This is a genomic window from Photorhabdus kleinii (genome assembly GCF_025384885.1).
Classification (GTDB): Bacteria; Pseudomonadota; Gammaproteobacteria; order Enterobacterales; family Enterobacteriaceae; genus Photorhabdus; species Photorhabdus kayaii.
The window spans coordinates 151,466-175,804 of sequence record NZ_JAJAFY010000002.1 but is presented as its reverse complement, the minus strand read 5'-3'; the positions used below and the strand labels follow the sequence as shown (position 1 = coordinate 175,804).

Sequence of the window (24,339 nt, the reverse complement as noted above, 5' to 3'; positions counted from 1 at the left end):
TGAAACGAATGAACTGGTTAGCAGGTACTTTCCGTATGTTTGGTTTTGTTAGCCTCAACGAAAGCATTAACCATAGCGGTTTTATTTTTGCGGTTACGAGCGTAGTCAGCCTGAGTTGCCTTCTTCTTGGTTGCTGTAGCACGTTTTAACAACATAATCGCCTCCTCCTAAATCTTCATACTCTGGATTCTTTAATATAATCATCTTTGTTCTGATCATTGTAAAGATACCCTTCGAAAAATATCATTTCAAGAATGATATTTGGGAATTCCAATACCCTGATTTCCTGTATTATACAAGCCTGTTAATGTTATCGGTTATAGGGATAAGTAGTTATATCCTTTCATTCCAACTATCAGAATGGACTATATTTCCATCATTGTTTTTCCAGGTAATTTTTTCGTAGCGAAGCTCAATGATTTCCATATGATTGAATTTCTCTTTTGATGTATCCTTGATATCCAGCATAACGGGAACAATATTCACTATTTTCACATTTTCCATTAAGGTATTAAAATATTCCTTTTCTTGACCATGATCGTCTATTTTATACCATTTAAGCTCTGCTGATTTTAGTGTTTGCCCCGTAGTTAATGCCTTATAAAGATATGGGGATGACGAATCAATTTCTTTCTCAATCATAAATGGAAGGTGTTTCCTCGTTCCAGTTAATTTTCCTGTATTATCATCAGTGGCGGTACTGACGCTATGATGAAGACCTAAAATCTCAATACTGCCTTCTCTACCATAGATATCAACGGAACCTTTAATATCTGCTCCACCGTCGTCTTTTATATACATATATAGAGGAATAGCCATTATTAATCTCCTTCAGAAAACGATTTTGAATTACCGGTGGCAGAAATAAGCTTTTGTAAGCATTTTTCACCACTTTTACTTTTGTACAGTACACGAATACTATCAACAACATACTGATTTAATTCTGCTTCTGTTCCTTGATAAAAAGGCAGTGAGCAGACAGAGTCAGTGCTAATTGAAACATTGGAATCATCAAGAATAGATAATACTCCGTTTACGTTTTTCGGTAATGCAGTAGCTAACGCTGTTGATAGCATTTCTGATGAATGGGCATCACTTCCCTTTGCAAGTAAAGGAGCTACTTTGAGCCACGCTATATCTCCACTTGCAATATGATCTGTTATATAATCCCATTCTCCGTTGTCTCCTTCTGGCATATTTGCAATTACTGCTCTTGCACCTTGCTGTTTTATTTGTAGGGTCAATTGCTTTGGCGTTAAATTCGGATATGGATTTTTAGCCGTAATATGATGATCCACGGCCAATGAGCTAAATGATACCAGTATTAAAAGCAAAACCAGTTTTTTCATTCGACCACCAGGATTGTATCGCTAGAGTTGGCTATCTCTTTTCTGAGATTAGAGCCATTTATAATGATGCAACCATGTGATGCTTGCCGGTATGTGCCATCCCGTCTATCACCATGTGTTCTGAAAAGAGAGCGTCCAAACGTATTAGTTCCCATAATAGGGTCTAATATTACGGTGACCCTGGTTATTGAGTTAGAGTAACCGTTGATTCTGTAATAACCGCGGGGAATTGGTCCTTCACCTTCAACCTGTTCCATAGATGGGTTATTTATCCCTGTTCCGTGACCGCTATAACCTTTTGCAATAAAAGAGCCGTTATGTGTTAGCTCGCCAGTGCTTTGTGAATATTTCCACGTCATACTTGTTTCCATTAGTAAATATTAAGAAATTTAACTTTAAACTTAATAAACATTTTTAAAAGCATAATTTTGTAAAAATAGTAATATTTTTGTAAATATAAGTATTTAAGATAATGAGTTAAGAGTAATTTTAATGATTATTGATTTTGGTAAGTAGGTATGAACGATAAAAGAATTGTATAAGATAAATTTGCTCTATTGGAGAAAGAAGTTCAATTCTATATTGAGAATCTCTTATCTCTTGCAGGTTCATTAGATTATAATTACGCTCATAATTTTGCGTATAGGGTGTAATACTATGAGGTCTACAATTGCTACACGGGCTGGAACCAAGAAAAATACTAATGTATACCTCACTGCTGATCTGGTGGATGCGGCTCGTAGCTTAAATATGAACTTATTGTCTATGTTGGATGGGCTTCTGACACAGGCTGTAGAAGCTAAAAAGCGCGGTCAGAAAGAAGATAAACAAGATATGCAGGCAATCAACGCATTTTTGGAGCGTGCAGGGATAATTACGGATGATGAATTTTTTGGGGGCCTTTGATGTTTATCGTAACTTTTCAACAAAATTAATTGTTCCACTGACTTCAACAGGAGAAATGGAGCTAACTCGTAAACGTATTACGCCGGTAGTTGATATCAATGGTGATAAATATTGTGTATTTACTCCGGTTATTACATTCCTTGACCCTAATAAAATAAAGAAAAAAGATTTTATATGTAATGTTGTCATTTCACGAGGATAAATTCTCTCAGCAATTGATGCTATTATTACTAACACATAACATGTGAATTAGTGGGCATAATCTGCTGAATTTTCTCAAAATTTTTTCAGGTGAAAATAATAAAATAACAGCGCATCAGCCAAGAAATAAACTTTCTATAACTGATGCAGATAAATTTATTACTGATAAGTTAATGTCATTGTTGCGGTTACATTTGCTTGGCCGGGGGTAATATTGCGATCGGTCTGAAAATAGCGGGCGTGTAAAGGAATAGATAACTTCCCACCTGAATAGCTGTTGCCAATATTTATTTGTGAATGAATAATAACAGGTTGGTTGTTATAAAGAATTTGCATACCTACACCGGAAGCAGTTGTGTTATTATCATTTTGATCAAGCGCCCATACGTGATATAAGTTATTTTTTGCTTTCTTTCCATCAAGCATTAATTGAATTTGAACATCATTATCACAATCTAAAATAACCTCAAAATCTTTCCCTCCTGCGATACTATTAATGCCAGAAAAATCGCTTTTTTTAATATCACCCATAGGCACAGTAATATTGCTATTTTTCAGTGAGCAACTTTTAGTAATAATGCGGGTATTTCCCAAACGGTAAGTATGCACGATATGGTTATTTACCCGCGCCTGAATTAATTGTTCGTTTCTGACAAAACCAGAACCTGTTGTTGGCGCTATTTTTATTAGCTGAATTGTCAAATAACCCCATGTTTTACCACAATACCAACGACCGGAATTATCGCAGCTTACGGGATTATTAGCAATGCGCGGTAACCAATCGATACCATAGCCGGGACTCCAAGTATTTATTCTGATACCAACACCGGGAACACCGGACTCGTAAATAGCATCCTTGTTGTATTCTGCATTTTTGTAGGATGTATATCCCCATGACGTATTAACGTTTGTATCGCAATAGAAAATATTGTTTTTATTGTCTAATTCATCTGCACGATATTCGTAAATGGTTGTGCCAATCGGTTGATCCCTTGGGACATATAAGGTTCCAAAAGAGAGATGAGTGATTTCTGGTTTAAATCCTTTCGTAAACTGGCAGTTAGCGGCAAAACTATAAGAACTGACTGTCAAACCAATTAATAAGTTGGTAATAACGAGAAAATATTTAAATTTATTGTAAATATTAAACATAGCGTTTTCCTGTGGAAATTATTTACAGTGTGCTGCTATTATATAAATACCGGATAAAGGATTTTTTTCTGGTAGTTTGTAATTAACGATACATTCCTGAATATCTTTATAACCCCATTTAACGAATAATCGTCCACTATCGGGTAAACCCGTGAGGTAAACTTGCCCTTCGTGACTAACAATAGCGCTATTTACTTCATCAATATCATGGCGTTTTTCTAACGTGACAATCGCACCAAAAGGAATAGGATTTTCTTGATAATAGAGATTGATTAGAACTCTGTGACCTATCCGGGTTTTAAAATCAGCCAGGACTAATGCCCCACGAGTAGGAATAACGGTTTGGGTATTGACGTCAATATCGACATTATCTGCTAATGAATGAGTATCCAGTGCAATCCGATTTTTCCGGTAACTGTTAACATAAGGAATAATCGCATAACCATTCCAATCGGTGGCAATACCAACATTATTTTGGATCTTTATTCCTTGAGCACCATCAGCCCGGACTAATGCCAATGTATCTCCCAAATGTTGTGAAAGAGTAATTCCGTATGGATGAGCAACAATGCCTCCCTGGAGGCCATAATTCAGTTGGTGAGAATAGCGATCATAGCTATAACCGGTACTAAATTGACCATAAGCGCCTTTATATTCCGCATGAATATGACCGCCAGCGCCAGTACCGTGATTCGTGTAACTCTGCTGTAAACTATAAATTAAATTATTGTCTTCCAGTGCTGTGCCACTTAAACTTACTTGATGGGAAATATCTTTGTTTTTATTGGTATTAAAATTATAGCTGGTCCAGCTATTCTTTAGCCAGCGATCTAATGGAATCTGTATGCTGAATGAAAAAAGCTGTTCATTTTTATCTGTATCTGGAAGTTGGCTATAGGTATAATTCAGGCTGTAATTAATATTATTATAATTGGTGCTATAACCTGCGTTGATATTACGTTCATAGCCACGTTGCTGCCAATAATTTTGTTGAAAAGCGGACAAATATAAACTGCCAAAATTTCCTAAAGATTGATTAATATGTAGTTGCAATTTACTTCTTTTATTGGTGCGATAACGCCAGTTACTTTTATTGGCATTATCTATGTCATTGGCTTCTTTAAAATCGTAAAAACCACGTGTCGAATAGCGATAACCTGCCAGAGTAAAATTAGTCCCTGTTAACGAAAGATCTTTTGCATATTGAAAACGGTAGGATTGCCCTTTGGTACTTATATTAGATGGTAAATCGGTGTTAGAGTGAGTGATGTCAAAAGAGAGAGAACCCAATATACCAAAATTATAACCTGATCCTAAAGCAATGGATTGATAATCTTTTGAAAAAATTGTACCACCATAGGTAGTGATATTATTAGAAAAACCATAGACTAATGCACCTTGGGTAAAATTAGGTTCTCGCCCATGATTATTTGATGATTGATATTGGCCCAGTGTTATCGAATATTGGAAGCCTCCTTCCCGTAACATAATCGGTATAGCCGAAAAGGACTGAGTAGATCGATATTCCTGACCATCTGCTTCCTTGATAATAACTTCCAAATCTCCACTTGTTGTGGTTGGGAAAAGGTCATTAATGACAAATGGACCGGGCGAAACATAAGTTTGATAAATGATATAACCGTTTTGCTTGATTGTAACTTGAGCATTACTTTGAGCAATTCCCCGGACACTAGGGGCGAAACCTTGTAAGCTGTCTGGTAACATATTGTCATCAGAAGCTAATTGTAAACCGCGGAATTGGGCACCCTCAAAAATATAGGAGGGGGTAAAGCTATCACCTAGCGTTAATTGTCCTTTTAGTGCGTGAATATCCCGTTGTAAGTAGGTGTTAATACTTTTCCAACTCTTATCACGACTGGTATAGGTAGAATAATTGCGCAGACGCCATGCTTGCCAATTAGCGCCTGTTCGAAGATTCAGATAATGGGTCTGCGTAGAGCCAGATGGGCTATTTTGCCAGGTATTTGAACCACTATAATTGTAGTTAATCAATAATGAAGTTAATCCTTGCTGCCATAATTCAGGCGAAACATAACCTCTTGCCTGATTGTTTAACATTGCTTGTGGAATACTGATATCTAGCCTTTGTTGACCAAAATTGAAGACAGTGCTTGCAGATGGAATATATTGACTTAAATCAGACAACTCTGTTTCTGGTGGTAAACTGAATAGCTCTGGAAAGTTATCAATTTTTACTCCCATATCCTGTAATTGTTGAATTGTCAGCTTGGGCAGCAATTTATTATTTATCGTGACAAAGGTTACGTTCCTGGTATCTATTTTATCTCTATTAAGGTAAATATCTACCCAGTAAATACCGGGCGGATAGTCGTCTTGTGTGAAAATAGAGAGATCAATGTTTTCAGGTGAACCAAAATCAGTACCTATTTCCAGTGCATGAATGTTGAAATAATCTTCAGAATAAGTTTTAGCTGGGTAAAAAAGCATGCCAACAGCTACAAATGGCAATAATAAGAGCCATGAATGTTCAATATTGTATGGTTGCTGATTAATCTTATGCTGTGAGCACTTTCCCATAATTAACTTTCTGGTATAGAGTAAAGTAATGTAACGGTTTTATTAACGAGTTATTTTTTCAAATGGCTGTTTTTTCCTCGGCAGTCACACCACCAAAATCATTAATTGCTTTCCAATTTACCTGTTTTATGTTAATTGCCGGCAGAGGCCAGCTTAGTTGACCAAAGGGTTTAATCATGCCCGCAGGTTTTATTTCATGTTGATCTGCTTTAAGGTAAGAGAATGAAATGAAGTAAGGGGTAGGGTTCTCAGCGATCAGTGAATTATTTTCCGTACGGAATTTGAGCTTTTGGTATGCGGTACTTGATTTTTCTGCCAAATTTGCAGGGCGGTAAAACAATTTAAATTTTGACTTAACTGTTATTTGTAATTGATTCTGATCTGATTTCACAGAGGTAGGAATAGACTTCACATTTAACCAAAAAAGTGATTCCCGATCTTGAGGTAGGTTACTTTCTGTTTTTACAATACGCAGGATATTTTCATGGCCTGCTGCGAGTTTAAAGATGGGTGGCGTTACGATAAAAGGGGTCTTCATATTATCGTTTTCATCTTGGATCCAAGATTGAATCAGGTAAGGGGCATCTTTTTCCGGGTTATTTATAGAAATAGACGCTTCTTTTTTGTCACTCATGTAAATAACACGGGTTCCACCAATGACGACACCTGCGATAGCGAAATTTACACTGATAATATATAGAAAAATTATTGTGAATAGTCGTTGATACTGCACGGTAACATCTCCGTTTTATCGTGTTTTTATGCGTTATTTTATGGGATTTGTGGGCATCCATTCCCTGTACTGCTTTATTAGAAATAAAACGTGAATGAAGCTTTGTTCTAAATTTAGCCTGTTTTAGTTATAAACAATCGTAAAATTAGCGACGGCATCACCCGAACCTGGGCTGATTGCTTGAGTTGTAGCAACATATTTTGCAATGAACTTCAGTTCTGCGGTTTTTTGATCAGTAAAAGCTTGGAGTTTGGAAGCTTGTGCCAAAGGAATTAGCGTTGAATTATCTTCTTCATAGATACCAATAGCAACACCATCGGCGACTGCCTGGCCTTTATCATTAGATAAGGCCAGAAGATTGTTATTTCTATTATCTATCTGCCCGTCAAATTTAACTTGTGCATGAGTATATTCTGGTGGGCAATCACTCATCTTAATGCTAAAGGGTGTTACAGCTGCGGTACTATCTACGCCACTAAATGCATTTGAGCTAATTGTTCCCATGTTTACGTTTTGGTTCGCAGAGTCAGTATCGATTTTACAAGCATTAGAGATGATATTACCGGTAAAGTTAATCTTTCCGTCCGCTGCATTTGCTACAGGAATAAGTACAGAAGATACAAGTAAGGATGAAATAATCAGTTTAGCTTTCATTGTAAATAGATCCTAACCCTAACGTGCATGGCGTCAGGGAAGTAGAAATATTGATTTAATTGGAACTGTATAAACATCAATACAGCATGTAAATATTCATAGTTTTTATCCGATAACAACAACGATAACTCAAAATGTGTCTTTTTAGGGATAAAGTTAGGCGATCATAGCGATTAATTATGAAAAATCCAAAGAATGACTCGATAATGTATTGTATTTAAGACTTTTATCTGTATTTATTTATTAAACAGGATTATTTTTTAACATTAACGTGATTTATTGTATGTAATAAATCATTATGCTAATTAATGAGAATATCTTTTGATTAATAACTGGTTATAAAATTAATTGTGATATAAATCACAATTAATTTATTACACTTAAGAATTTATTTTTTTGTTCTATTATTTTCATGTTATTACCTCTCGCTGTCATTTTCTCTTTGAGAGTGTCTATTATGATAGAGATAAGTTATCTGGATTAAATTACGCTATAGTTTTCTCATGTTATCTCTCTATTTTATTGTTTATAGCAATGCCTATCTCAGTTGGCGTTATGAATCCTCAACGCAATTAACCCTGTAAGGGGGGAAAATGAAACAGTTTGTCTTTGTATTGGGCTTTTTGTCCATCGTGCTCTTAGTCTCACATCCAGCTTCGGCCATGCAAGCAGAGCAGAAAACCGTCACCAATGGCGTGGTATCGATCGAATATTCGGTGCGTGGGGAAGGGCCACTGCTCTTGGTGATTGCTTCAACTGGGCGGGGAACGGCAGAATTTGCGCCACTCGCAGATCGACTGGCGATGCGCGGCTATCGCGTTGCTCTGCCCGAGCCACGCGGAATATCGGGGTCGACCGGTCCGATGGAAAATGTGACCTTCCACGACTTTGCTGACGATTTTGCGGCGGTGGCTGCGGCGGAGGGAGGTAAGGCAATCGTGGTAGGGCATGCTTATGGCCATTGGATTGCCAAGACGATTGCCTCGGATTATCCCGAAATGACGCGTGGCATAGTACTTCTGGCAGGGGCTGCGAAATCTTGGCCCTCGGAGCTTTCGGATGCGATCACTGTGATTAGCGATCCGAAATCCACCCGTGAGGAGCGATTAGCGGGACTTAAACTTGCCTTCTTTGCGGAAGGCAACGACCCGACACCTTGGCTTGAGGGATGGCATTCCGATGTCATAAAAAGTCAGTCTGCGGCGCGTGAGCTGACCAATCGTCAGGATTGGTGGGCTGGCGGGACGGTGCCGATCCTCGATCTACAGGCGAAATCCGACCCGTTCCGGCCTGAAACGTCTCGGATGGAGGCGAAGGACGAGTTCGGTAATCGCGTTACTATCGCAGTGATTGAAGGAGCCAGCCATGCGTTACCTGCCGAAAAGCCGATCGAGACGGGGGATGTAATTGCAGATTGGGCTAACAAACTGAAATAATTAAGAACACTATCTAGTCTCTATCAGGGCATTCGTACCGGAAAAATTCAATGCGAATGCCCCAGGCAGAGGCGATTCCGATAGGACAAAAGGACATCCTACCTCAAGCTTTACACTTTTGTTGATGATGCTCTGGAATACATTCACCAACATTGTCGCCTTGAAGAGGCATCTTGGTTTCATCCTCTAACATATTGTGAGTCATTTTCGAATTCGACAAGAATTGATTAAGAACCATACCAATCAAGTTGCATTAACAATATTAGTTACAACATACTTAAAAAGATAACAATAACAAAAATATGACAAAACAACGAAAAACCAAACAAACTGCTATATAAAAATCCAGAAAGCCATTACAGGGGAATAATGGCTAGATCTGACGGAATTACTTGATTAGCAACCCAGTGGCAGGGATTGCTGTTATCAGCAATGCGACAATAGTGAGCTTTTCAGCCAGATGTAAGCTATTTTTCTGCGGGTTTTGGCGGCGTGCATACAAAAAAACAATAAGACCTGGCGCATAGAGGACAACAGACAATAGCAAATTCATCAAACCAGATGCATAAAGCAGCCATATGCCATAAATACATGTTCCAACAGCAATGAGTAATAACCCCTTATTGCTACGATCAAAAGCGACTTTTAAAAGAAATGCTCCGACAAGGAAATAGGGCACTAAAATCATTTCTGATGCAATTGTCAGCAATGAATTGTAGTTGCTTCCACTCAACCAGATCAAAACGAGAGAGAGTTGTACAGCGCCATTAGTGAACCACAATGAAGATGATGGCGAATTATTGCGGTTTTGCCGGTTAAATACTTTTGGAAAAGAGCCGTGTTGGGCAGCGATAAATGGCACTTCGGCTGCCATGATTGTCCAACTCAGATAAGCACCACAGACGGAGACAATCAATCCGGCAGCAATAATGATTTCACCTGCGGAGCCAATAAGTCTTACCATCAGGTTTGCCATTGATGGATTGCGCATTGCTGCTAACTCAGGTCGTGGTACTAATCCAAGGGAGAGTAAGGTGACCAAGATGTATATTGCTAACGCCGCAATGACAGCCAGCATGGTTGCAATACCCACATCTGTCCGTTTTTTCGCTCTGGCTGAAACCACAACAGCACCTTCAATACCAATAAAAACCCAAAGGGTAATTAACATGGTATCTTTTACTTGTTGCCAGACAGGAACCCCTAGATCGATGCCTTTAAAGTCGAAATGAAAGGTATCCGTTTTGAAAGCTATGGCGGCAAGTATGATGAAAGCACCTAAAGGCAGCAATTTTGCCATTGTTGCCAATTTGTTGATTCCGGCTGCGGTTTGAACGCCGCGGAGTACTAACCAATGTACGAACCAGAGTAGAATAGATTCTCCCAATAGGGACTGCCAAGTATTGCCGTCACCAAAGATGACAATGCCCTCTTTATCAGTAAAGAAACTCAGAGCGGCAAAAACGATAACCAGATAGGAAACGTTGGCAACGACTGCGCATAACCAATATCCCCAGGCAGAGCAGAAGCCTATTAGTTCACCAAAGCCCTCTTTGGCATAAGTGAAAATCCCTCCATCAAGATCCGGACGAAGACGAGAGAGCAGTAACAGTGCGGTAGCCAAGAACAGGATACCGACACTTGTTATTCCCCAGCCGATCATTAACGCTGCCGGGCTGGCGATTTCAGCCATATTCTGCGGTAAGCTGAAAACACCCGCACCGACCATAGAGCTGAGTACCAGAGCAGTAAGAGCTGTGAGACCTAGTTTCTTTTCCAAAAATATGTTCCTAATATGACATAAACTGCATTATTAACCAGTTTGTTATCCTGATCATAAAGATGAACTGGGTATCGGGTTTTCATCGTTTCCAAGCTGTACAGGACGGAGAAACAAACTGATTGAACCTAGAAATAGGGGGGGATTCTACGAAGGGTATGAGCTGGATGCAATGGTTTTCTATGCAAATAACTATAAAATTTATGCATTGTTTGATGGTGAATTTAGTGAGATGCAATTTGTTTTTATAAGCTGATATGAGTTATTTTTATAATGCTGTTTATTGTACTAAGGTAAATAGGTAATAAGCATGAATTACTATGGTGTTATTACTAATTAAGTAATTTTTATTTTAATTTTTTCGATCGATCTCAAAATTTAATAAAAATAGTTGTGAAAGATAAAGTTTTACCTCTAATTTTCATTTTGTTATGTAATATTACTGCTAAGTAATAATAATCTCTTGTTTTCATGTCAGATTATTAAATTAATCCATTAGATATGTAATTTCATAATGTTATGAATATCTTATTAAATTAAAAAAGATGGAATATTTTTTAATTCATTGATTTAATTTAAATATTTTTTTGATTTTAATTGATTATGTTAATCTTATATTCAAGTTAATATATTTTTCATTGATTTTTATATCAGTAACTAATTAATTTCCTACAATGTGATATAAAACTAATCTTATATAAAAATAAAAAAATCATGTTGACAACGACTGTTTTGATTTATATTGTTTGTGAAAATATTACTCTGTGATTTATTAACTTATTTTTCTTGTATATGTTTTTAATTTTCAGGAATGATTATATGTACCTATGCCAAAAAATATTCTCAGATGGTTAGAGGACAGCTGTTATTAAAATTTTTGTCTTTTAGGTGCCGATGAATGGCTCAGTATTAAATATTCATAAAGGTTAGAACATATGAAACGTGTTCTTGTGGTGTCGTATTCCCAAAGCGGCCAATTGATCGAGGTGGTAAAAAGCTTAATTTCACCCCTGCAAGAGTCTGACGAGATATACATCCGTGAAGTTATTCTGAAACCGATTCCAGAATTTGAATTTCCCTGGAAGTTTTCTAAATTTGTTGATGTTTTCCCAGAAACAGTGCAGTTACATCCGCCTGAGCTAGCGCCTTTGAATCTGGAAGACGAAGAACCTTTTGATTTGGTCATATTAGGCTACCAAGTTTGGTATTTATCACCTGCTCCTCCGATAGTGGCATTTCTTAAGAGTGAAGAAGGAAAGCGTTTACTTAATGGCCGACCGGTGGTGACAGTTATTGCTTGCCGAAACATGTGGTTGATAGCTCAGGAAACTGTCAAAAGATTGTTGCATGAAAGTGGAGCATATTTGCGCGATAACGTGGTCTTTGTTGATAAAGCAAACTTTTTTGCAACAGTATTCACAACCCCGATATGGCTAATGACAGGAAAAAGACAGCCATTCCCTAGCTTACCGCGGGCGGGTGTATCGGAGGAAGACGTTAAAGATGCTACACGTTTTGGTGATGCATTGTTGGCAGCGCTCAAAACGGATAAAGAGAAAGTTGATGCTCCAATGTTGAAAGGTATGGGAGCAGCGGTTGTCGACCAAGCTTTTATTTTCGGTGAACGTGCGGCGCATCGAGGATTTAGATTTTGGTCCGGGTTGATTTGCCGTGTGGGCAAACGAGGGATATGGGTAAGACGCTCTTTATTAGCGTTGTTTGTAACCTATTTAATATTGATGGTGTTAGTTGTTTTTCCTATTTCAGTGGTTGTTCGCCGTTTGCTTACCCCATTACTTAAAGAACGTCTTAATGAGTTACAGAAATACTATGAACAACCTTCTGGTTCTGCCCGCTACGATGATAAGGAGATAAATAAGTAAATGAGTAACAACGTTTATATCACTAAAGTTTCCGCGTTTATGCCAGGAAACCCAATAGATAATAATACAATGGAATCTGTCCTTGGTTTTGTTGGTGGTCGTCCATCAAGATCTCGTCATATAGTTCTTCGCAATAATGGTATCAAATATCGCCATTATGCCCTGGATCCAGAGACGGGTGAGGCAACTTATACATCTGCTCAATTAGCGGCTGAGGCAGTAAAAGGTTTGGTTGATGAACACTTTTCTTTAGATGATATGCAAAGTCTGGCAGCAAGCAGTGGTACTCCTGATCAAATTATACCGGGTCATGGTATTATGGTTCATGGAGAGCTAAAAAATAAATCCTGTGAAGTTATCTCAACTGCCGGTGCTTGCGCCTCGGGTATGACAGCGATGAAATATGCTTATTTGTCCGTTCTCTCAGGAGCGACAAGTAATGCGGTTTCAACAACGTCGGAAGTACCTTCCACTGTATTGCATGCCCGCAATTTCCAGAGTGAAAACGAAGCTCGGGTTGCAGAACTGGAACGACGCCCTGAAATCGCTTTTGAAAAAGATTTTCTGCGTTGGATGCTTTCTGATGGCGCCGGCGCTGCTTTACTTGAAAATAAACCTCGACCTGATGGCATTTCATTGCGAATTGATTGGATAGATATGTACTCTTTTGCTAATGAGCAAGAGACATGTATGTACTCAGGTGGAGAAAAGTTAGCAGATGGCAGTTTAAAAGGCTGGTCACAAATGAGTCAGGCTGATTGGCTTACATATTCTGTTTTCTGCATCAAACAAGATGTCAGATATTTAAATGAGAGGGTCGTTAAATACACACTTACCGAACCATTGAAACGGATAGTTGCTGCTCGTAACTTATCGGCAGAATCTATTGATTGGTTCTTGCCTCATTATTCATCTGAATATTTCCGCATGAAATTTTCTGCGGGTCTTGATGATATTAATTTTAGTATTGAACAAGAACGTTGGTTTACTAACTTAACAATGAAAGGAAATACCGGATCGGCTTCTATTTATATCATGTTGGATGAGCTTATGAAGTCGGGTAAATTGAAGAAAGATCAGCGTCTGTTATGTTTTATCCCTGAAAGTGCCAGATTTACAGGGGCATTCATGCACCTGACTGTCGTGTAAATATTTAATCTTAGTGTTAATGAAGAATGGGGAAACAACCTGTTTCCCCTTGTAATTGGTACATCTAGGAAAATACAGCGTGGAAAATTTAGAGAATCGTGTCAAAAGTGTTGTTGCAGAACAACTTGGAATACCCGAAACCCAGATTCTTAATACACAAACATTCGAGGAATTAGGTGCCGACTCGTTAGATAATGTTGAACTGATTATGGCTCTAGAAGAGCATTTCGGAATAACTATTGATGATGAAGAAGCGGAAAAAATAGTGACGATCCAGAATGCTATTGATTGTATCGATTCGAAGTTGGGATCCGCTAACTAATTTGAAGAACTTTATTCTCTGTATAAGTAAAAAAGCACATATGATTATCATGTGTGCCTTTTTTTGGTTATATACCCTATGGATTTCAAGATGCATCGCGACGGCAAGGGAGAGAATCCCCGGGAGCATAGATAACTATGTGACCGGGGTGAGCGAGTGCAGCCAACAAAGAGGCGACTTGAAAGATGACGGGTATAGATTATTTGAACAGATCTGCACTGATAGTGGAGGTTCCACCACTAGATTGCCATTCACGGGTAATATGATAGTACTTAGCACCTTTAGCCGCGGCGCGTTTAGCGACTTCATAGGAAACATCAGGCATGCTGTTGTAGTAACCTGAAAAGGTGATGGAATCAAAAGGAACCATCTGAGCAGCGCTGATTTTATTTAATTCTTGGATTTTTGTGCCATTAGGAAGAGTTACAGTGTAACGCTCACCTTTAGAATACTGGGTTTCAAAGAAGCGACCAACAGAATTACTGGTTGAAGTTGAAGAGGCTAAACCAGGAATTTCTACTTTCTTAGCTGATTCGCCACCAGCAGCCAATGCAATGCGTCCAGAATCGGAATTTGCCGGGATAACAGCTTCATCAGCCTGAATTTGGCGTTTTGGCGCATCATCTTTATAAACATAAGCTGTCACTGTCTGATTACCGCCATCATTGATTGCAACCTGACGAACAATAAAGAAAGCCGCTGCGCCTTTTTTCTTGGCTTCTTTTGCAATGGCTTCATTCAAATCGGGTTCATTGTCGTAAAAACCGTTAATAGTGACTGTGTCGAATGGTTCCAACGTTATAGCTTCTGCTTTAGGTAATTCTTTGATGCCGCGGAATATACGATATTTAGGTGAATTATCAATTTCCTCTGCATCTTTGTGATACAGATCAGCTGTAACGCGCAGATTGCCGCTATTATTTAGATCGTCAAGGCTTTGGATATAAAACCCATCTGCCCCCATTTTGTCTGCACGACGGGAAACCGCATCGGCAGCTTCATAAATAGCATTAAAAGGGCCTGTAACCGTAATACGTTTAAATGGTTTCAGCTTTGCCGCTTTCTCCGGGGATAACTCCTGAGCTGCTTGAACAGTGGTAATACCCGTTAATGAGAATACCGCTGCTGCAATGATCGTTGTTTTCAGCTTCATAAAAAATTCTTCCACCTTGCGCATTAAATAGTTGTAACTTGCTGAACATGGTTATGCATCACATAGCCGATAATTATTACATGTAATAATAGCTAATGTCCCACGAATTTATGCTATCAGTATGAATGAATGCAAGTTTATAGGATAGGGCGCCATAAGTTTTTATCAACATTGCGGGTAGTCCAGTTAAAATTGCGATTTGCACTGGTAATACTACACCGGTAATACTAGTTAGTTATTTTACGCATTAGTTATCTATCATCGATAATATTTTCAATTTGTTATCAAAATATTTGTTGATAGATTTTACTGATGGCAGTAATAAAGTTAATTTAGTCGCTAAATTGACTGTAACAAGCAATAATCATCATTAATCTTAGGCTTTAGGAAGGGAACATTATGCGTATTGGTGTACCGAAGGAGCGACTTGTCAATGAAGCACGTGTTGCAGCCACACCGAACACGGTGGAACACCTGCTGAAATTGGGATTTAATGTCGTTGTTGAGAGTGGCGCAGGGCATTTAGCTAGCTTTGAGGATAGTGCTTACCAACAAGTAGGTGCTGAAGTTACTGATCGTCATAATATTTGGCGTTCAGATATTATTTTAAAGGTTAATGCTCCTGAGGATGATGAAATTGCATTAATGAAGGAAGGGAGTACGTTGGTGAGTTTTGTCTGGCCAGCGCAAAATCCTGAGTTAATGCAGAAGTTATCAGACCGCAAAGTCACGGTGTTGGCAATGGATTCAGTACCGCGTATTTCCAGAGCACAGTCGTTGGATGCGTTGAGTTCTATGGCAAATATTGCCGGTTATCGTGCAATAGTCGAAGCCGCTCACGAATTTGGTCGTTTCTTTACTGGTCAGATTACTGCGGCAGGAAAAGTCCCGCCAGCCAAGGTGATGATTATTGGTGCCGGTGTCGCTGGTTTAGCTGCTGTGGGTGCTGCGGGTAGTTTGGGCGCGGTTGTTCGTGCATTTGATACTCGTCCTGAAGTTAAAGAACAAGTTCAGAGCATGGGAGCGGAGTTTCTTGAGCTGAATTTTGAAGAAGAGGCCGGTAGTGGTGACGGATATGCAAAAGTCATGTCTGAATCCTTCATTAAAGCGGAGATGGCGCTTTTTGCTGAACAGGCAAAAGAAGTTGATATCATTGTAACAACAGCGTTAATTCCAGGGAAACCGGCTCCACGTCTTATCACTAAAGAGATGGTTGAATCCATGAAGCCGGGTAGCGTTATTGTTGATCTGGCTGCTCAGACGGGAGGAAACTGCGAATTAACGCAAGCAGATAAATTGGTTATTACTGCAAATGGCGTGAAAATTATTGGTTACACAGATTTGCCAAGTCGCTTGCCAACACAATCTTCACAACTCTACGGCACTAACTTGGTTAATTTGCTGAAATTACTGTGCAAAGAGAAAAATGGCGAAATCAATATTGATTTTGACGATGTTGTTATTCGTGGCGTGACAGTCGTCAAAGAGGGCGAAATTACCTGGCCGGCGCCACCCATTCAAGTTTCAGCTCAGCCACAGGCAAAACCGGCATCAGTTAAAGCAGAAAAGCCAGCGGCAAAACCCGTTTCACCTTGGTTGAAATATGGTTTATTGGCATTGGCTGTTATCTTATTCGGTTGGTTAGCCAATGCTGCGCCAAAAGAATTCTTATCTCACTTTACTGTTTTCGCATTGGCTTGTGTGGTGGGTTATTACGTGGTTTGGAATGTCAGCCATGCGTTGCACACACCATTAATGTCGGTAACTAATGCCATTTCGGGGATTATTGTCGTTGGGGCGTTATTACAAATTGGTGATGGCGGATGGGTAAGTTTCTTCTCATTTATTGCTGTTCTTATTGCCAGCATTAATATCTTCGGTGGCTTCACTGTCACTCAACGTATGCTGAAAATGTTTCGTAAGGACTAAGGGGTAACTAATGTCGAGTGGAGTCGTTACAGCAGCCTATATTGTTGCCGCCGTTTTATTTATTTTCAGCCTGGCAGGTTTATCTCGTCATGAGAGTTCTAAACGCGGAAATATTTTTGGTATCACCGGAATGGCAATCGCATTGATTGCGACTATTTTCGGGCCTGATACCGGAAGTGTTGTCTGGATTATTCTGGCGATGGTGATCGGTGCGGTGATTGGTATTCGTCTGGCAAATAAAGTTGAAATGACTGAAATGCCGGAATTAGTTGCTATTCTGCACAGTTTTGTTGGTTTGGCCGCCGTGCTGGTCGGTTTTAATAGCTTTATTGCTCACGATAGTTTTGCAGAACCCGTGATGGAAAATATCCATCTGACAGAAGTTTTCTTGGGGGTTTTCATTGGTGCGGTTACCTTCACCGGTTCTGTTGTGGCATTTGGTAAATTATGTGGAAAAATTTCTTCTAAACCGTTGATGTTGCCAAATCGTCATAAATTAAACCTTGCAGCGCTTGTGATCTCCTTTGTGCTGCTGATTACCTTTGTGAAAACGGAAAGTACAGGCCTGCAAGTGTTCACATTGTTGCTTATGACAGCAATTGCATTGGCGTTTGGTTGGCATTTGGTTGCTTCCATCGGTGGTGCGGATATGCCAGTGGTGGTTTCAATGCTGAACTCCTATTCGGGCTGGGCAGCCGCCGCAGCGGGTTTCATGTTGAGCAATGATTTGTTGATTGTAACGGGTGCACTGGTTGGTTCTTCGGGGGCGATTCTCTCTTACATCATGTGTAAAGCCATGAATCGGTCTTTTATCAGTGTGATTGCCGGCGGGTTTGGTACTGATGGTTCTTCAACCGGTGATGAGCAAGAGATGGGTGAGTACCGTGAAACCACAGCGGAAGACGTTGCTGAACTATTGAAAAACTCAACTTCTGTTATCATCACGCCGGGGTACGGTATGGCTGTTGCACAGGCGCAATATCCGGTACATGACATCACGGACAAACTACGTGAGAAAGGAGTCAACGTCCGTTTTGGTATTCATCCCGTCGCGGGGCGTTTGCCTGGGCATATGAACGTGCTGTTGGCAGAAGCAAAAGTGCCTTACGACGTTGTTCTTGAAATGGATGAAATCAATGATGATTTCTCTGATACCGATACTGTGTTGGTCATTGGCGCCAACGACACTGTTAACCCTGCGGCACAGGAAGATCCCAACAGCCCAATTGCGGGTATGCCCGTTTTGGAAGTCTGGAAAGCACAAAATGTTGTTGTGTTCAAACGCTCTATGAACACAGGTTACGCAGGTGTGCAAAACCCATTGTTCTTTAAAGACAACAGTCAGATGTTGTTCGGTGATGCGAAAGCGAGTGTAGAGGCAATCCTGCGTGCACTGTGATTTTCTATCTTTTTAACGTACAGATTTGATGGATTTACTGTCTCTCAATCGAGATATGATTGAGAGACAGAAGAAATTGGTAGTTTCCAACCGTCAACCCTGTAAATTTATCCTTTGGCGCCAGACTACAGGTGGCATTCAGGGAGATCCTTATCCTCGCCACGTGCAATAGCGTCTAACCAGTCAGAAAGTTCATTGCCAGTTAAATGCAAGCCGGTAGCTTCATATTCTAACCAAGCGTTTTCAGCATCACGTAAAAATTGTTGTCTGGATTTCAGAGTATTAGTTTGTTTATGCATAATCTTTCTACAAATATCACTAATAAAATAAACGTTGCCATTGGGAAGTAAGAATAGCAGCGTTTCAGGATGTAATACATCGCACGGTATGTGAAGAGTTCTGCGTTTGTTATTTAATTTCCAGCGTATCGTACCCCCGCCAGCGATAATTCATCACTGATAAGGTCCAGAACAAAATGAAAATCCCGACAACCCAAAAACCAACATTGCCCATATTGTCATTTAATGCCCCGATAGTGTTCCAGAAAACGCCATGCAAATCCCACTGTTCAGCGATAAGCCCAAGCGCTTCCAACCCACCAATGAACAGTGCTACGGCAACGGAAGCGGCGGTAATGGTCATGTTGTAATAGAGTTTGCGTGTCGGTTGGGAAAACGCCCAACCATAGGCACCCACCATCACAAAATTATCCAGCGAGTCGATGAGTGCCATACCGCTGGTAAATAGCGCCGGGAATACCATCAACGACCACAGAGGAAGTCCACTGAGAGAACCGGCGGCAGATATGCTTAATAGCCCAACTTCGGTAGCGGTGTCGAAACCCAATCCAAACAGAAAACCGACCAAATACATATGCCAGCTTTTGCTTACCAGTCGGAAAACCGTGTGGAACAGGCGCGTCATGATTCCCCCTGGCATTGTTGCCAGTTCGGTAAAATCACTTTTAGCTAGATCTCTTCCACGTTTGAGCGCCTGAAACTTTTGATAGACGCTTTTTAATATCAGCAAATTAATCAGTGCTATTGCTAGCAGAAAGCAGGCAGAAACTAAGGTGCCAACAATACCGCCATAGTCGTGAACCCAGCCCATTTGATCTTTAAACGCCATAGAGGTCAGGACGATGGCGAAGCAGGCTAGAATAACAATGGTAGAGTGTCCAAGAGAAAAGAAAGCGCCGACGGCAATGGGTGATTTACCCTGTTGCATCAATTTACGGGTGACGTTATCAATTGCTGCGATATGATCAGCATCGACCGCATGGCGCAGTCCATAACCGTAAGCCAGCAGGGCTGCTCCCATCATAACCGCATGATGACGGAAAGCGATAAATGCCCAAACCCAAGCCAGTACGTTGGCGGCAATCAAAACAACAAGAAGAGATACAGCACGTTTTTTATCCGTTAAATTATTCATATATGGAATACCTGTAAATCTGTAAATGTAAAACCCGCCTTACGGGTGATTGTTAGAAGTCAAAAAAACAGTAAGTATTTTCTGACTTCATGACCTATAATTTTTTCACTAAGTAGGCATACTAATCAGCTTGTAATATTACCTTGGATAAACTTAAATAAGAGGTAAGAGGACTAACCTGTGTTGAGAAGAATGATCTTAATTGACATATTATGGTCTTTGTGTCAAAGCTTTTTTACTAAAAGATTATCTCAATCAATATTTGGATAGGGACAGCAGCTTTTGAATAAAGTTTGTTGGAAAAATCGTATTAAGTTATATATTGACATAGCAGTGTGACCGTATGGAATAACCAATGATTAGGGGGTTTTATGCAATTAACACCAAGGGAAATCGAAAAACTCATGGTATATACACTGGCGGATGTCGCATTAAAGCGTAAGTCTCGTGGTTTAAAACTCAATTATCCTGAAGCCGTTGCGATTATTACTGCGGCTGCATTGGAAGGCGCCAGAGAGGGGAAAACATTGGAAGAGGTAATGGATGATTCCAGGCATGTTCTGACTAAAGAGGATGTGATGGATGGCGTTGCTGATCTTATTCCGCATGTACAGGTTGAAGCAATATTTACTGATGGTAGTCGTTTGGTCACGGTGCATGATCCCATTCAATGATTGCTGAAACAAATTGTAAATAGCAGGAAAAATTATCTAGACAAAATATTAACTTATGTCTTGACTCACGTCTTAACGTAGAGATTTTCCGATGGAAAAAAATAATAAAGAAGATATTACTCCGTTGGGGGGATATATTCTGGCTAAAGACCCGATCTCCTTTAATGAAGATTGTCCGGTTATTCAATTAAAAGTTCGTAATTCTGGTGATCGTCCTATTCAAGTGGGATCTCATTTCCATTTTTTTGAGGTAAATAAAGCTTTACAATTTAATCGTGCGGCGGCGTTTGGTAAACGACTTAATATCACGGCAACAACCGCTATCCGTATTGAACCTGGTGACGAAATTGAAGTGTCATTAATCCCGATTGGTGGGAAACAAAACGTTTATGGATTTAATAATTTAGTCGATGGTTGGGCAGTTGCTATTGATGAACCTGTGGAAAAAACCTGGTTGCATGCCGGGTAGTAGAATTGAGTTATAAAGTTATCGAATAAATTCAAGGTAGAGTTGACGAACGTTGGAAAATCTTTCGAACAAAGGAATAAACTATGCCAACCATTTCCCGACAGGAATATGTAGGTCTTTTTGGCCCAACGACCGGCGATAAGATCCGCTTGGGTGATACCAATCTATTTATTGAAATTGAGAAAGATCTGCGTGGTTATGGTGATGAATCGGTCTATGGCGGAGGTAAATCACTGCGTGATGGTATGGGTGCGGATAACCGTATGACCAGCGAAAACGTGTTGGATTTGGTGATTACCAGTGTCACGATTTTGGATGCCCGACAAGGAGTCATTAAAGCGGATGTCGGCCTAAAAGGGGGGCGCATTGTCGGGATAGGTAAAAGCGGTAACCCCAACATGATGAATGGCGTTACGCCCGGTATGGTGGTTGGTGTCAGTACTGATGCTATATCCGGAGAACATCTCATCCTCACGGCCGCTGGCATCGATACCCATATTCATTTTATTTCTCCTCAACAGGCTGAACATGCTTTATCCAATGGTGTGACAACTTTCTTTGGCGGTGGTGTTGGCCCCACTGATGGCACTAACGGCACTACTGTTACCGCCGGCCCGTGGCATATCCACCGTATGTTGCGTGCTTTTGAAGGTTTACCGGTTAACGTAGGTATTTTGGGAAAAGGCCATGCTGCGGTAGCAACGCCGCTGGTTGAACAGATCAAAGCTGGCGTTGCCGGTCTGAAAGTGCACGAGGATTGGGGCGCAACTAATTCTGCATTGCGTAATGCCTTACGTGTAGCGGATGAAATGGACATTCAAGTCGCGGTACATACCGATAGCCTGAATGAGGGAGGTTATGTTGAGGATACCATTGATGCTTTTGAAGGTCGCACTATTCATACTTTCCACACTGAAGGCGCCGGTGGTGGACATGCACCGGATATCATTAAAGTTGCCAGCCAGATGAATGTGTTGCCTAGCTCGACTAATCCCACATTGCCTTACGGAATCAATAGTCAGGCAGAACTATTTGATATGATTATGGTTTGCCATAACCTTAATCCCAAAGTGCCGGCTGATGTTGCATTTTCGGAAAGCCGTGTACGCCCGGAGACCATTGCGGCGGAGAATGTTTTACATGATATGGGTGTACTGTCGATGTTTTCCAGTGATTCTCAGGCAATGGGACGAGTGGGAGAAAACTGGCTGCGCGTGATGCAAACTGCTCATGCCATGAAAGCGGCTCGTGGCAAGTTGCCGGAAGATGCAGCACATAACGATAACTTCCGTGTATTACGTTACGTTGCCAAAATTACGATTAACCCGGCGATTGCTCAGGGAATAAGTCATGTGCTCGGTTCGGTTGAAGTGGGCAAAATGGCTGATCTTGTGCTGTGGGAGCCACGTTTCTTTGGCGTAAAACCTAAGTTAGTCATCAAAGGCGGTATGATTAATTGGGCGGTGATGGGGGACCCAAATGCTTCATTGCCGACACCACAACCGACATTTTATCGTCCGATGTTTGGCGCATTAGGCAAAACCCTTCAGGAAACCTGTGTCACTTTTGTATCTCAGGCGGCAATGGAACTGGGGGTAAAAGAGAGTCTTGGTTTGGAACGTCAGGTGATGGCGGTTCGCAACTGCCGGGCTATCTCTAAGAAAGATATGGTGCGTAATGCTGAAACGCCCACCATTGAAGTGGATGCTGAAACCTTTGCCGTCAAGGTGAATGGTGAATATGCCACAGTAAAACCGGTCAGGACAGTCGCGCTCAATCAGCGCTATTTCTTTAGTTAGTCTATTTTTTGCTGCCGGTCAGAGCGTGTTTTTTCTGGCTGGATTAACCGATCCACGCGTTCAGAGGAGTTATCTTATGATTGTTATTGAACAGATTCTTGGTAATGCCAAAAAAGATGTTTTCTGGCGAGATCGCTTGCAAGGGATCTCGCCGGATATCTTGGTGCTTTCGCAATGGGAAGCGCAAAAAAGCCGTTGTCGTAAATCCACCCTTAACGGATTGGATTTAGGTATTTCCCTTGACCGTCATCAGGTATTGTCTGACGGCGATGTTTTATTGTGGGATGAAGCTAAAGGACTGGCGGTTATTGTCCAGATGAGCTTGCGTGATGTGATGGTTATTCATTTGAAATCATTGCTGTCACTAGATTCAGAGACGGTAATGAAAACCAGCTTTGAACTTGGTCATGCCCTAGGTAACCAGCATTGGAAGTCAGTGATTAAAAATCACCAGATTTATATTCCGCTAACAGTATCAACTAAGGTCATGGATTCAGTCATGAAAACCCATGGTTTTCACGCATTGCCTTACTCCTTTGTTAAAGGCGAAGAGATATTGCCTTCTCTTAGTAACGCCGAAGCTCGTTTATTATTCGGTGGCGCAGAGGATTCTGCAACACACGTTCATGTCGATAATACGTTTCTGAACCAGCATGTGATTAAACTAAAATGAACGCTCTCCGCTTAATCAGAATCATGCAATTTGCGGATTCAGTATTGCCTGTTGGCGCATTTTCTTTCTCAAACGGTTTGGAATCAGCCATTCAGAGCAAAATCGTGTATGACGTGGCAACGTTAAGCGAGTTTACGCGGACAGCGCTGTTACAGGCAGTGAGTAGTGATGGCCGCGCAGTCGTAGCCGCGTGTCGGGCGCTGAATTGTGGGCAGCATGACGCTGCTATTTCCCACGATTGGGCGGTACTTAACCGTAAATTAAATGAAGAAAGTCGCACCATGGTTACGCGGATGGGGAAAAAGTTAGCGGAAATGGCAGTTGAAGTCACCGGTGAGTCGTTAATTGCATGGTGGTTAGCACAAATAAAGAGCGATATTGCCGCAGGTACCTATCCGATTACTTTGGCGGTCGTCATGAGCGCATTGGGTGCTTCTCCACGTGAAGTGATCGTCATACATCAATATGGCGTTGCAATGACGATACTCAGTGCGGCTATACGCCTGATGCGTGTTACCCATATTGAAATTCAACGTATCTTGTTCTCATTAAATCAGGATATTGAACTGTTTTGTGATGAGGCGGAAAAGGGGGGAATTGACCAAATGACATCTTATGCACCTATGACTGATGTTCTAGCGGCACTACATGTTAGCGCGTTCACCCGGCTGTTCAGTAACTAACT

25 protein-coding genes are annotated in these 24,339 nt (G+C 40.6%); 13 read left to right on the top strand and 12 right to left on the bottom strand.

The window, feature by feature from the left end:
* Positions 1-17: 17 nt before the first annotated feature.
* From LG003_RS02615 to LG003_RS02600, 4 genes are all read right to left on the bottom strand, one after another.
* On the bottom strand, positions 18-155 hold the full coding sequence (locus LG003_RS02615; RefSeq protein WP_158537745.1) for a hypothetical protein: 138 nt from the start codon (positions 153-155) through the stop codon (positions 18-20).
* A 178-nt stretch (positions 156-333) separates the two neighbouring features.
* The gene (gene tssD / locus LG003_RS02610) at positions 334-819 is read right to left on the bottom strand and encodes a type VI secretion system tube protein TssD (RefSeq protein ID WP_112876020.1); all 486 of its coding nucleotides are present in this window, start codon (positions 817-819) and stop codon (positions 334-336) included.
* 2 nt (positions 820-821) lie between these two features.
* Positions 822-1,349 (bottom strand): hypothetical protein, encoded by a 528-nt coding sequence (locus LG003_RS02605; protein WP_112876019.1) that lies wholly within the window; start codon positions 1,347-1,349, stop codon positions 822-824.
* Positions 1,346-1,708: a DUF2778 domain-containing protein gene (locus LG003_RS02600; RefSeq protein ID WP_262980101.1), complete on the bottom strand. Its 363-nt coding sequence runs from the start codon at positions 1,706-1,708 to the stop codon at positions 1,346-1,348. Before LG003_RS02600 ends, LG003_RS02605 begins: the two co-directional genes overlap by 4 nt.
* A 298-nt stretch (positions 1,709-2,006) precedes the next feature.
* Here LG003_RS02600 and LG003_RS02595 point away from each other — a divergent pair, with 298 nt between their 5' ends.
* On the top strand, positions 2,007-2,255 hold the full coding sequence (locus tag LG003_RS02595; RefSeq protein ID WP_262980100.1) for a type II toxin-antitoxin system CcdA family antitoxin: 249 nt from the start codon (positions 2,007-2,009) through the stop codon (positions 2,253-2,255).
* Positions 2,230-2,457 carry a CcdB family protein gene (locus LG003_RS02590; protein WP_240000673.1) on the top strand — a complete coding sequence of 76 codons (228 nt, stop codon included), beginning with the start codon at positions 2,230-2,232 and terminating at the stop codon, positions 2,455-2,457. Before LG003_RS02595 ends, LG003_RS02590 begins: the two co-directional genes overlap by 26 nt.
* A gap of 158 nt (positions 2,458-2,615) precedes the next feature.
* Here the strand turns inward: LG003_RS02590 and LG003_RS02585 are convergent, their stop codons facing one another.
* The 4 genes from LG003_RS02585 to LG003_RS02570 form a co-directional block, all read right to left on the bottom strand.
* On the bottom strand, positions 2,616-3,608 hold the full coding sequence (locus LG003_RS02585; protein WP_262980099.1) for a fimbrial protein: 993 nt from the start codon (positions 3,606-3,608) through the stop codon (positions 2,616-2,618).
* An 18-nt stretch (positions 3,609-3,626) separates the two neighbouring features.
* On the bottom strand, positions 3,627-6,167 hold the full coding sequence (locus LG003_RS02580; RefSeq protein ID WP_262980098.1) for a fimbria/pilus outer membrane usher protein: 2,541 nt from the start codon (positions 6,165-6,167) through the stop codon (positions 3,627-3,629).
* A 58-nt stretch (positions 6,168-6,225) separates the two neighbouring features.
* Positions 6,226-6,900: a fimbrial biogenesis chaperone gene (locus LG003_RS02575; protein WP_262980097.1), complete on the bottom strand. Its 675-nt coding sequence runs from the start codon at positions 6,898-6,900 to the stop codon at positions 6,226-6,228.
* Positions 6,901-7,023: 123 nt separating this feature from the next.
* Positions 7,024-7,554, bottom strand: coding sequence for a fimbrial protein (locus LG003_RS02570; RefSeq protein WP_262980096.1), 531 nt, complete (start codon positions 7,552-7,554; stop codon positions 7,024-7,026).
* A 593-nt stretch (positions 7,555-8,147) separates the two neighbouring features.
* On the opposite strand from LG003_RS02570, the gene LG003_RS02565 reads away from it, so the two are divergent.
* A complete protein-coding gene (locus LG003_RS02565) occupies positions 8,148-8,990 on the top strand; it encodes an alpha/beta fold hydrolase (protein WP_112876012.1) in 843 nt (280 codons plus the stop codon).
* Positions 8,991-9,378: 388 nt separating this feature from the next.
* Here LG003_RS02565 and LG003_RS02560 read toward each other — a convergent pair whose 3' ends face one another.
* Complete coding sequence (locus tag LG003_RS02560) at positions 9,379-10,770, bottom strand: amino acid permease (RefSeq protein ID WP_112876011.1); 1,392 nt, start codon at positions 10,768-10,770, stop codon at positions 9,379-9,381.
* A 935-nt stretch (positions 10,771-11,705) separates the two neighbouring features.
* On the opposite strand from LG003_RS02560, the gene stlC reads away from it, so the two are divergent.
* The 3 genes from stlC (at position 11,706) to stlE (ending at position 14,124) form a co-directional block, all read left to right on the top strand.
* The gene (gene stlC / locus LG003_RS02555; protein WP_112876010.1) at positions 11,706-12,653 is read left to right on the top strand and encodes a stilbene biosynthesis aromatase StlC; all 948 of its coding nucleotides are present in this window, start codon (positions 11,706-11,708) and stop codon (positions 12,651-12,653) included.
* Positions 12,654-13,802 (top strand): beta-ketosynthase StlD, encoded by a 1,149-nt coding sequence (gene stlD, locus LG003_RS02550; RefSeq protein ID WP_112876009.1) that lies wholly within the window; start codon positions 12,654-12,656, stop codon positions 13,800-13,802. It abuts the gene before it with no gap.
* A gap of 79 nt (positions 13,803-13,881) precedes the next feature.
* The gene (stlE, locus tag LG003_RS02545) at positions 13,882-14,124 is read left to right on the top strand and encodes a stilbene biosynthesis acyl carrier protein StlE (RefSeq protein WP_112876008.1); all 243 of its coding nucleotides are present in this window, start codon (positions 13,882-13,884) and stop codon (positions 14,122-14,124) included.
* Between the two features lie 199 nt (positions 14,125-14,323).
* Here the strand turns inward: stlE and ydgH are convergent, their stop codons facing one another.
* Positions 14,324-15,277 carry a DUF1471 family protein YdgH gene (ydgH, locus tag LG003_RS02540; protein WP_112876007.1) on the bottom strand — a complete coding sequence of 318 codons (954 nt, stop codon included), beginning with the start codon at positions 15,275-15,277 and terminating at the stop codon, positions 14,324-14,326.
* 399 nt (positions 15,278-15,676) lie between these two features.
* Here ydgH and pntA point away from each other — a divergent pair, with 399 nt between their 5' ends.
* Together pntA and pntB are read left to right on the top strand one after the other, a co-directional pair.
* Positions 15,677-17,206, top strand: coding sequence for a Re/Si-specific NAD(P)(+) transhydrogenase subunit alpha (pntA, locus tag LG003_RS02535; protein ID WP_262980095.1), 1,530 nt, complete (start codon positions 15,677-15,679; stop codon positions 17,204-17,206).
* A gap of 10 nt (positions 17,207-17,216) precedes the next feature.
* The gene (pntB, locus tag LG003_RS02530) at positions 17,217-18,605 is read left to right on the top strand and encodes a Re/Si-specific NAD(P)(+) transhydrogenase subunit beta (protein ID WP_112876005.1); all 1,389 of its coding nucleotides are present in this window, start codon (positions 17,217-17,219) and stop codon (positions 18,603-18,605) included.
* A 125-nt stretch (positions 18,606-18,730) separates the two neighbouring features.
* Here pntB and LG003_RS02525 read toward each other — a convergent pair whose 3' ends face one another.
* Positions 18,731-18,904, bottom strand: a complete 174-nt coding sequence (locus LG003_RS02525; RefSeq protein WP_155416457.1) for a hypothetical protein — start codon at positions 18,902-18,904, stop codon at positions 18,731-18,733.
* Positions 18,905-19,013: 109 nt separating this feature from the next.
* Positions 19,014-20,039 (bottom strand): HoxN/HupN/NixA family nickel/cobalt transporter, encoded by a 1,026-nt coding sequence (locus LG003_RS02520; RefSeq protein WP_262980094.1) that lies wholly within the window; start codon positions 20,037-20,039, stop codon positions 19,014-19,016.
* A gap of 371 nt (positions 20,040-20,410) precedes the next feature.
* Between LG003_RS02520 and LG003_RS02515 the strand changes: the two genes are divergently transcribed.
* The 5 genes from LG003_RS02515 (at position 20,411) to LG003_RS02495 (ending at position 24,337) form a co-directional block, all read left to right on the top strand.
* The gene (locus LG003_RS02515) at positions 20,411-20,713 is read left to right on the top strand and encodes an urease subunit gamma (RefSeq protein WP_011146425.1); all 303 of its coding nucleotides are present in this window, start codon (positions 20,411-20,413) and stop codon (positions 20,711-20,713) included.
* Positions 20,714-20,804: 91 nt separating this feature from the next.
* The gene (locus tag LG003_RS02510; protein WP_112876003.1) at positions 20,805-21,182 is read left to right on the top strand and encodes an urease subunit beta; all 378 of its coding nucleotides are present in this window, start codon (positions 20,805-20,807) and stop codon (positions 21,180-21,182) included.
* 83 nt (positions 21,183-21,265) lie between these two features.
* Positions 21,266-22,981: an urease subunit alpha gene (locus LG003_RS02505; protein ID WP_112876002.1), complete on the top strand. Its 1,716-nt coding sequence runs from the start codon at positions 21,266-21,268 to the stop codon at positions 22,979-22,981.
* A 76-nt stretch (positions 22,982-23,057) separates the two neighbouring features.
* Positions 23,058-23,654 (top strand): urease accessory protein UreE, encoded by a 597-nt coding sequence (gene ureE, locus LG003_RS02500; protein WP_112876001.1) that lies wholly within the window; start codon positions 23,058-23,060, stop codon positions 23,652-23,654.
* On the top strand, positions 23,651-24,337 hold the full coding sequence (locus LG003_RS02495) for an urease accessory protein UreF (RefSeq protein ID WP_112876000.1): 687 nt from the start codon (positions 23,651-23,653) through the stop codon (positions 24,335-24,337). Before ureE ends, LG003_RS02495 begins: the two co-directional genes overlap by 4 nt.
* Positions 24,338-24,339 lie beyond the last annotated feature (2 nt).

Coding starts and splice junctions, on each gene's coding strand:
- LG003_RS02615 (WP_158537745.1), bottom strand. CDS start 155: ATGTTGTTAAAACGTGCTACAGCAACCAAGAAGAAGGCAACTCAGGCT.
- tssD (WP_112876020.1), bottom strand. CDS start 819: ATGGCTATTCCTCTATATATGTATATAAAAGACGACGGTGGAGCAGAT.
- LG003_RS02605 (WP_112876019.1), bottom strand. CDS start 1,349: ATGAAAAAACTGGTTTTGCTTTTAATACTGGTATCATTTAGCTCATTG.
- LG003_RS02600 (WP_262980101.1), bottom strand. CDS start 1,708: ATGACGTGGAAATATTCACAAAGCACTGGCGAGCTAACACATAACGGC.
- LG003_RS02595 (WP_262980100.1), top strand. CDS start 2,007: ATGAGGTCTACAATTGCTACACGGGCTGGAACCAAGAAAAATACTAAT.
- LG003_RS02590 (WP_240000673.1), top strand. CDS start 2,230: ATGATGAATTTTTTGGGGGCCTTTGATGTTTATCGTAACTTTTCAACA.
- LG003_RS02585 (WP_262980099.1), bottom strand. CDS start 3,608: ATGTTTAATATTTACAATAAATTTAAATATTTTCTCGTTATTACCAAC.
- LG003_RS02580 (WP_262980098.1), bottom strand. CDS start 6,167: ATGGGAAAGTGCTCACAGCATAAGATTAATCAGCAACCATACAATATT.
- LG003_RS02570 (WP_262980096.1), bottom strand. CDS start 7,554: ATGAAAGCTAAACTGATTATTTCATCCTTACTTGTATCTTCTGTACTT.
- LG003_RS02565 (WP_112876012.1), top strand. CDS start 8,148: ATGAAACAGTTTGTCTTTGTATTGGGCTTTTTGTCCATCGTGCTCTTA.
- stlC (WP_112876010.1), top strand. CDS start 11,706: ATGAAACGTGTTCTTGTGGTGTCGTATTCCCAAAGCGGCCAATTGATC.
- stlD (WP_112876009.1), top strand. CDS start 12,654: ATGAGTAACAACGTTTATATCACTAAAGTTTCCGCGTTTATGCCAGGA.
- ydgH (WP_112876007.1), bottom strand. CDS start 15,277: ATGAAGCTGAAAACAACGATCATTGCAGCAGCGGTATTCTCATTAACG.
- pntA (WP_262980095.1), top strand. CDS start 15,677: ATGCGTATTGGTGTACCGAAGGAGCGACTTGTCAATGAAGCACGTGTT.
- pntB (WP_112876005.1), top strand. CDS start 17,217: ATGTCGAGTGGAGTCGTTACAGCAGCCTATATTGTTGCCGCCGTTTTA.
- LG003_RS02525 (WP_155416457.1), bottom strand. CDS start 18,904: ATGCATAAACAAACTAATACTCTGAAATCCAGACAACAATTTTTACGT.
- LG003_RS02520 (WP_262980094.1), bottom strand. CDS start 20,039: ATGAATAATTTAACGGATAAAAAACGTGCTGTATCTCTTCTTGTTGTT.
- LG003_RS02515 (WP_011146425.1), top strand. CDS start 20,411: ATGCAATTAACACCAAGGGAAATCGAAAAACTCATGGTATATACACTG.
- LG003_RS02510 (WP_112876003.1), top strand. CDS start 20,805: ATGGAAAAAAATAATAAAGAAGATATTACTCCGTTGGGGGGATATATT.
- LG003_RS02505 (WP_112876002.1), top strand. CDS start 21,266: ATGCCAACCATTTCCCGACAGGAATATGTAGGTCTTTTTGGCCCAACG.
- ureE (WP_112876001.1), top strand. CDS start 23,058: ATGATTGTTATTGAACAGATTCTTGGTAATGCCAAAAAAGATGTTTTC.
- LG003_RS02495 (WP_112876000.1), top strand. CDS start 23,651: ATGAACGCTCTCCGCTTAATCAGAATCATGCAATTTGCGGATTCAGTA.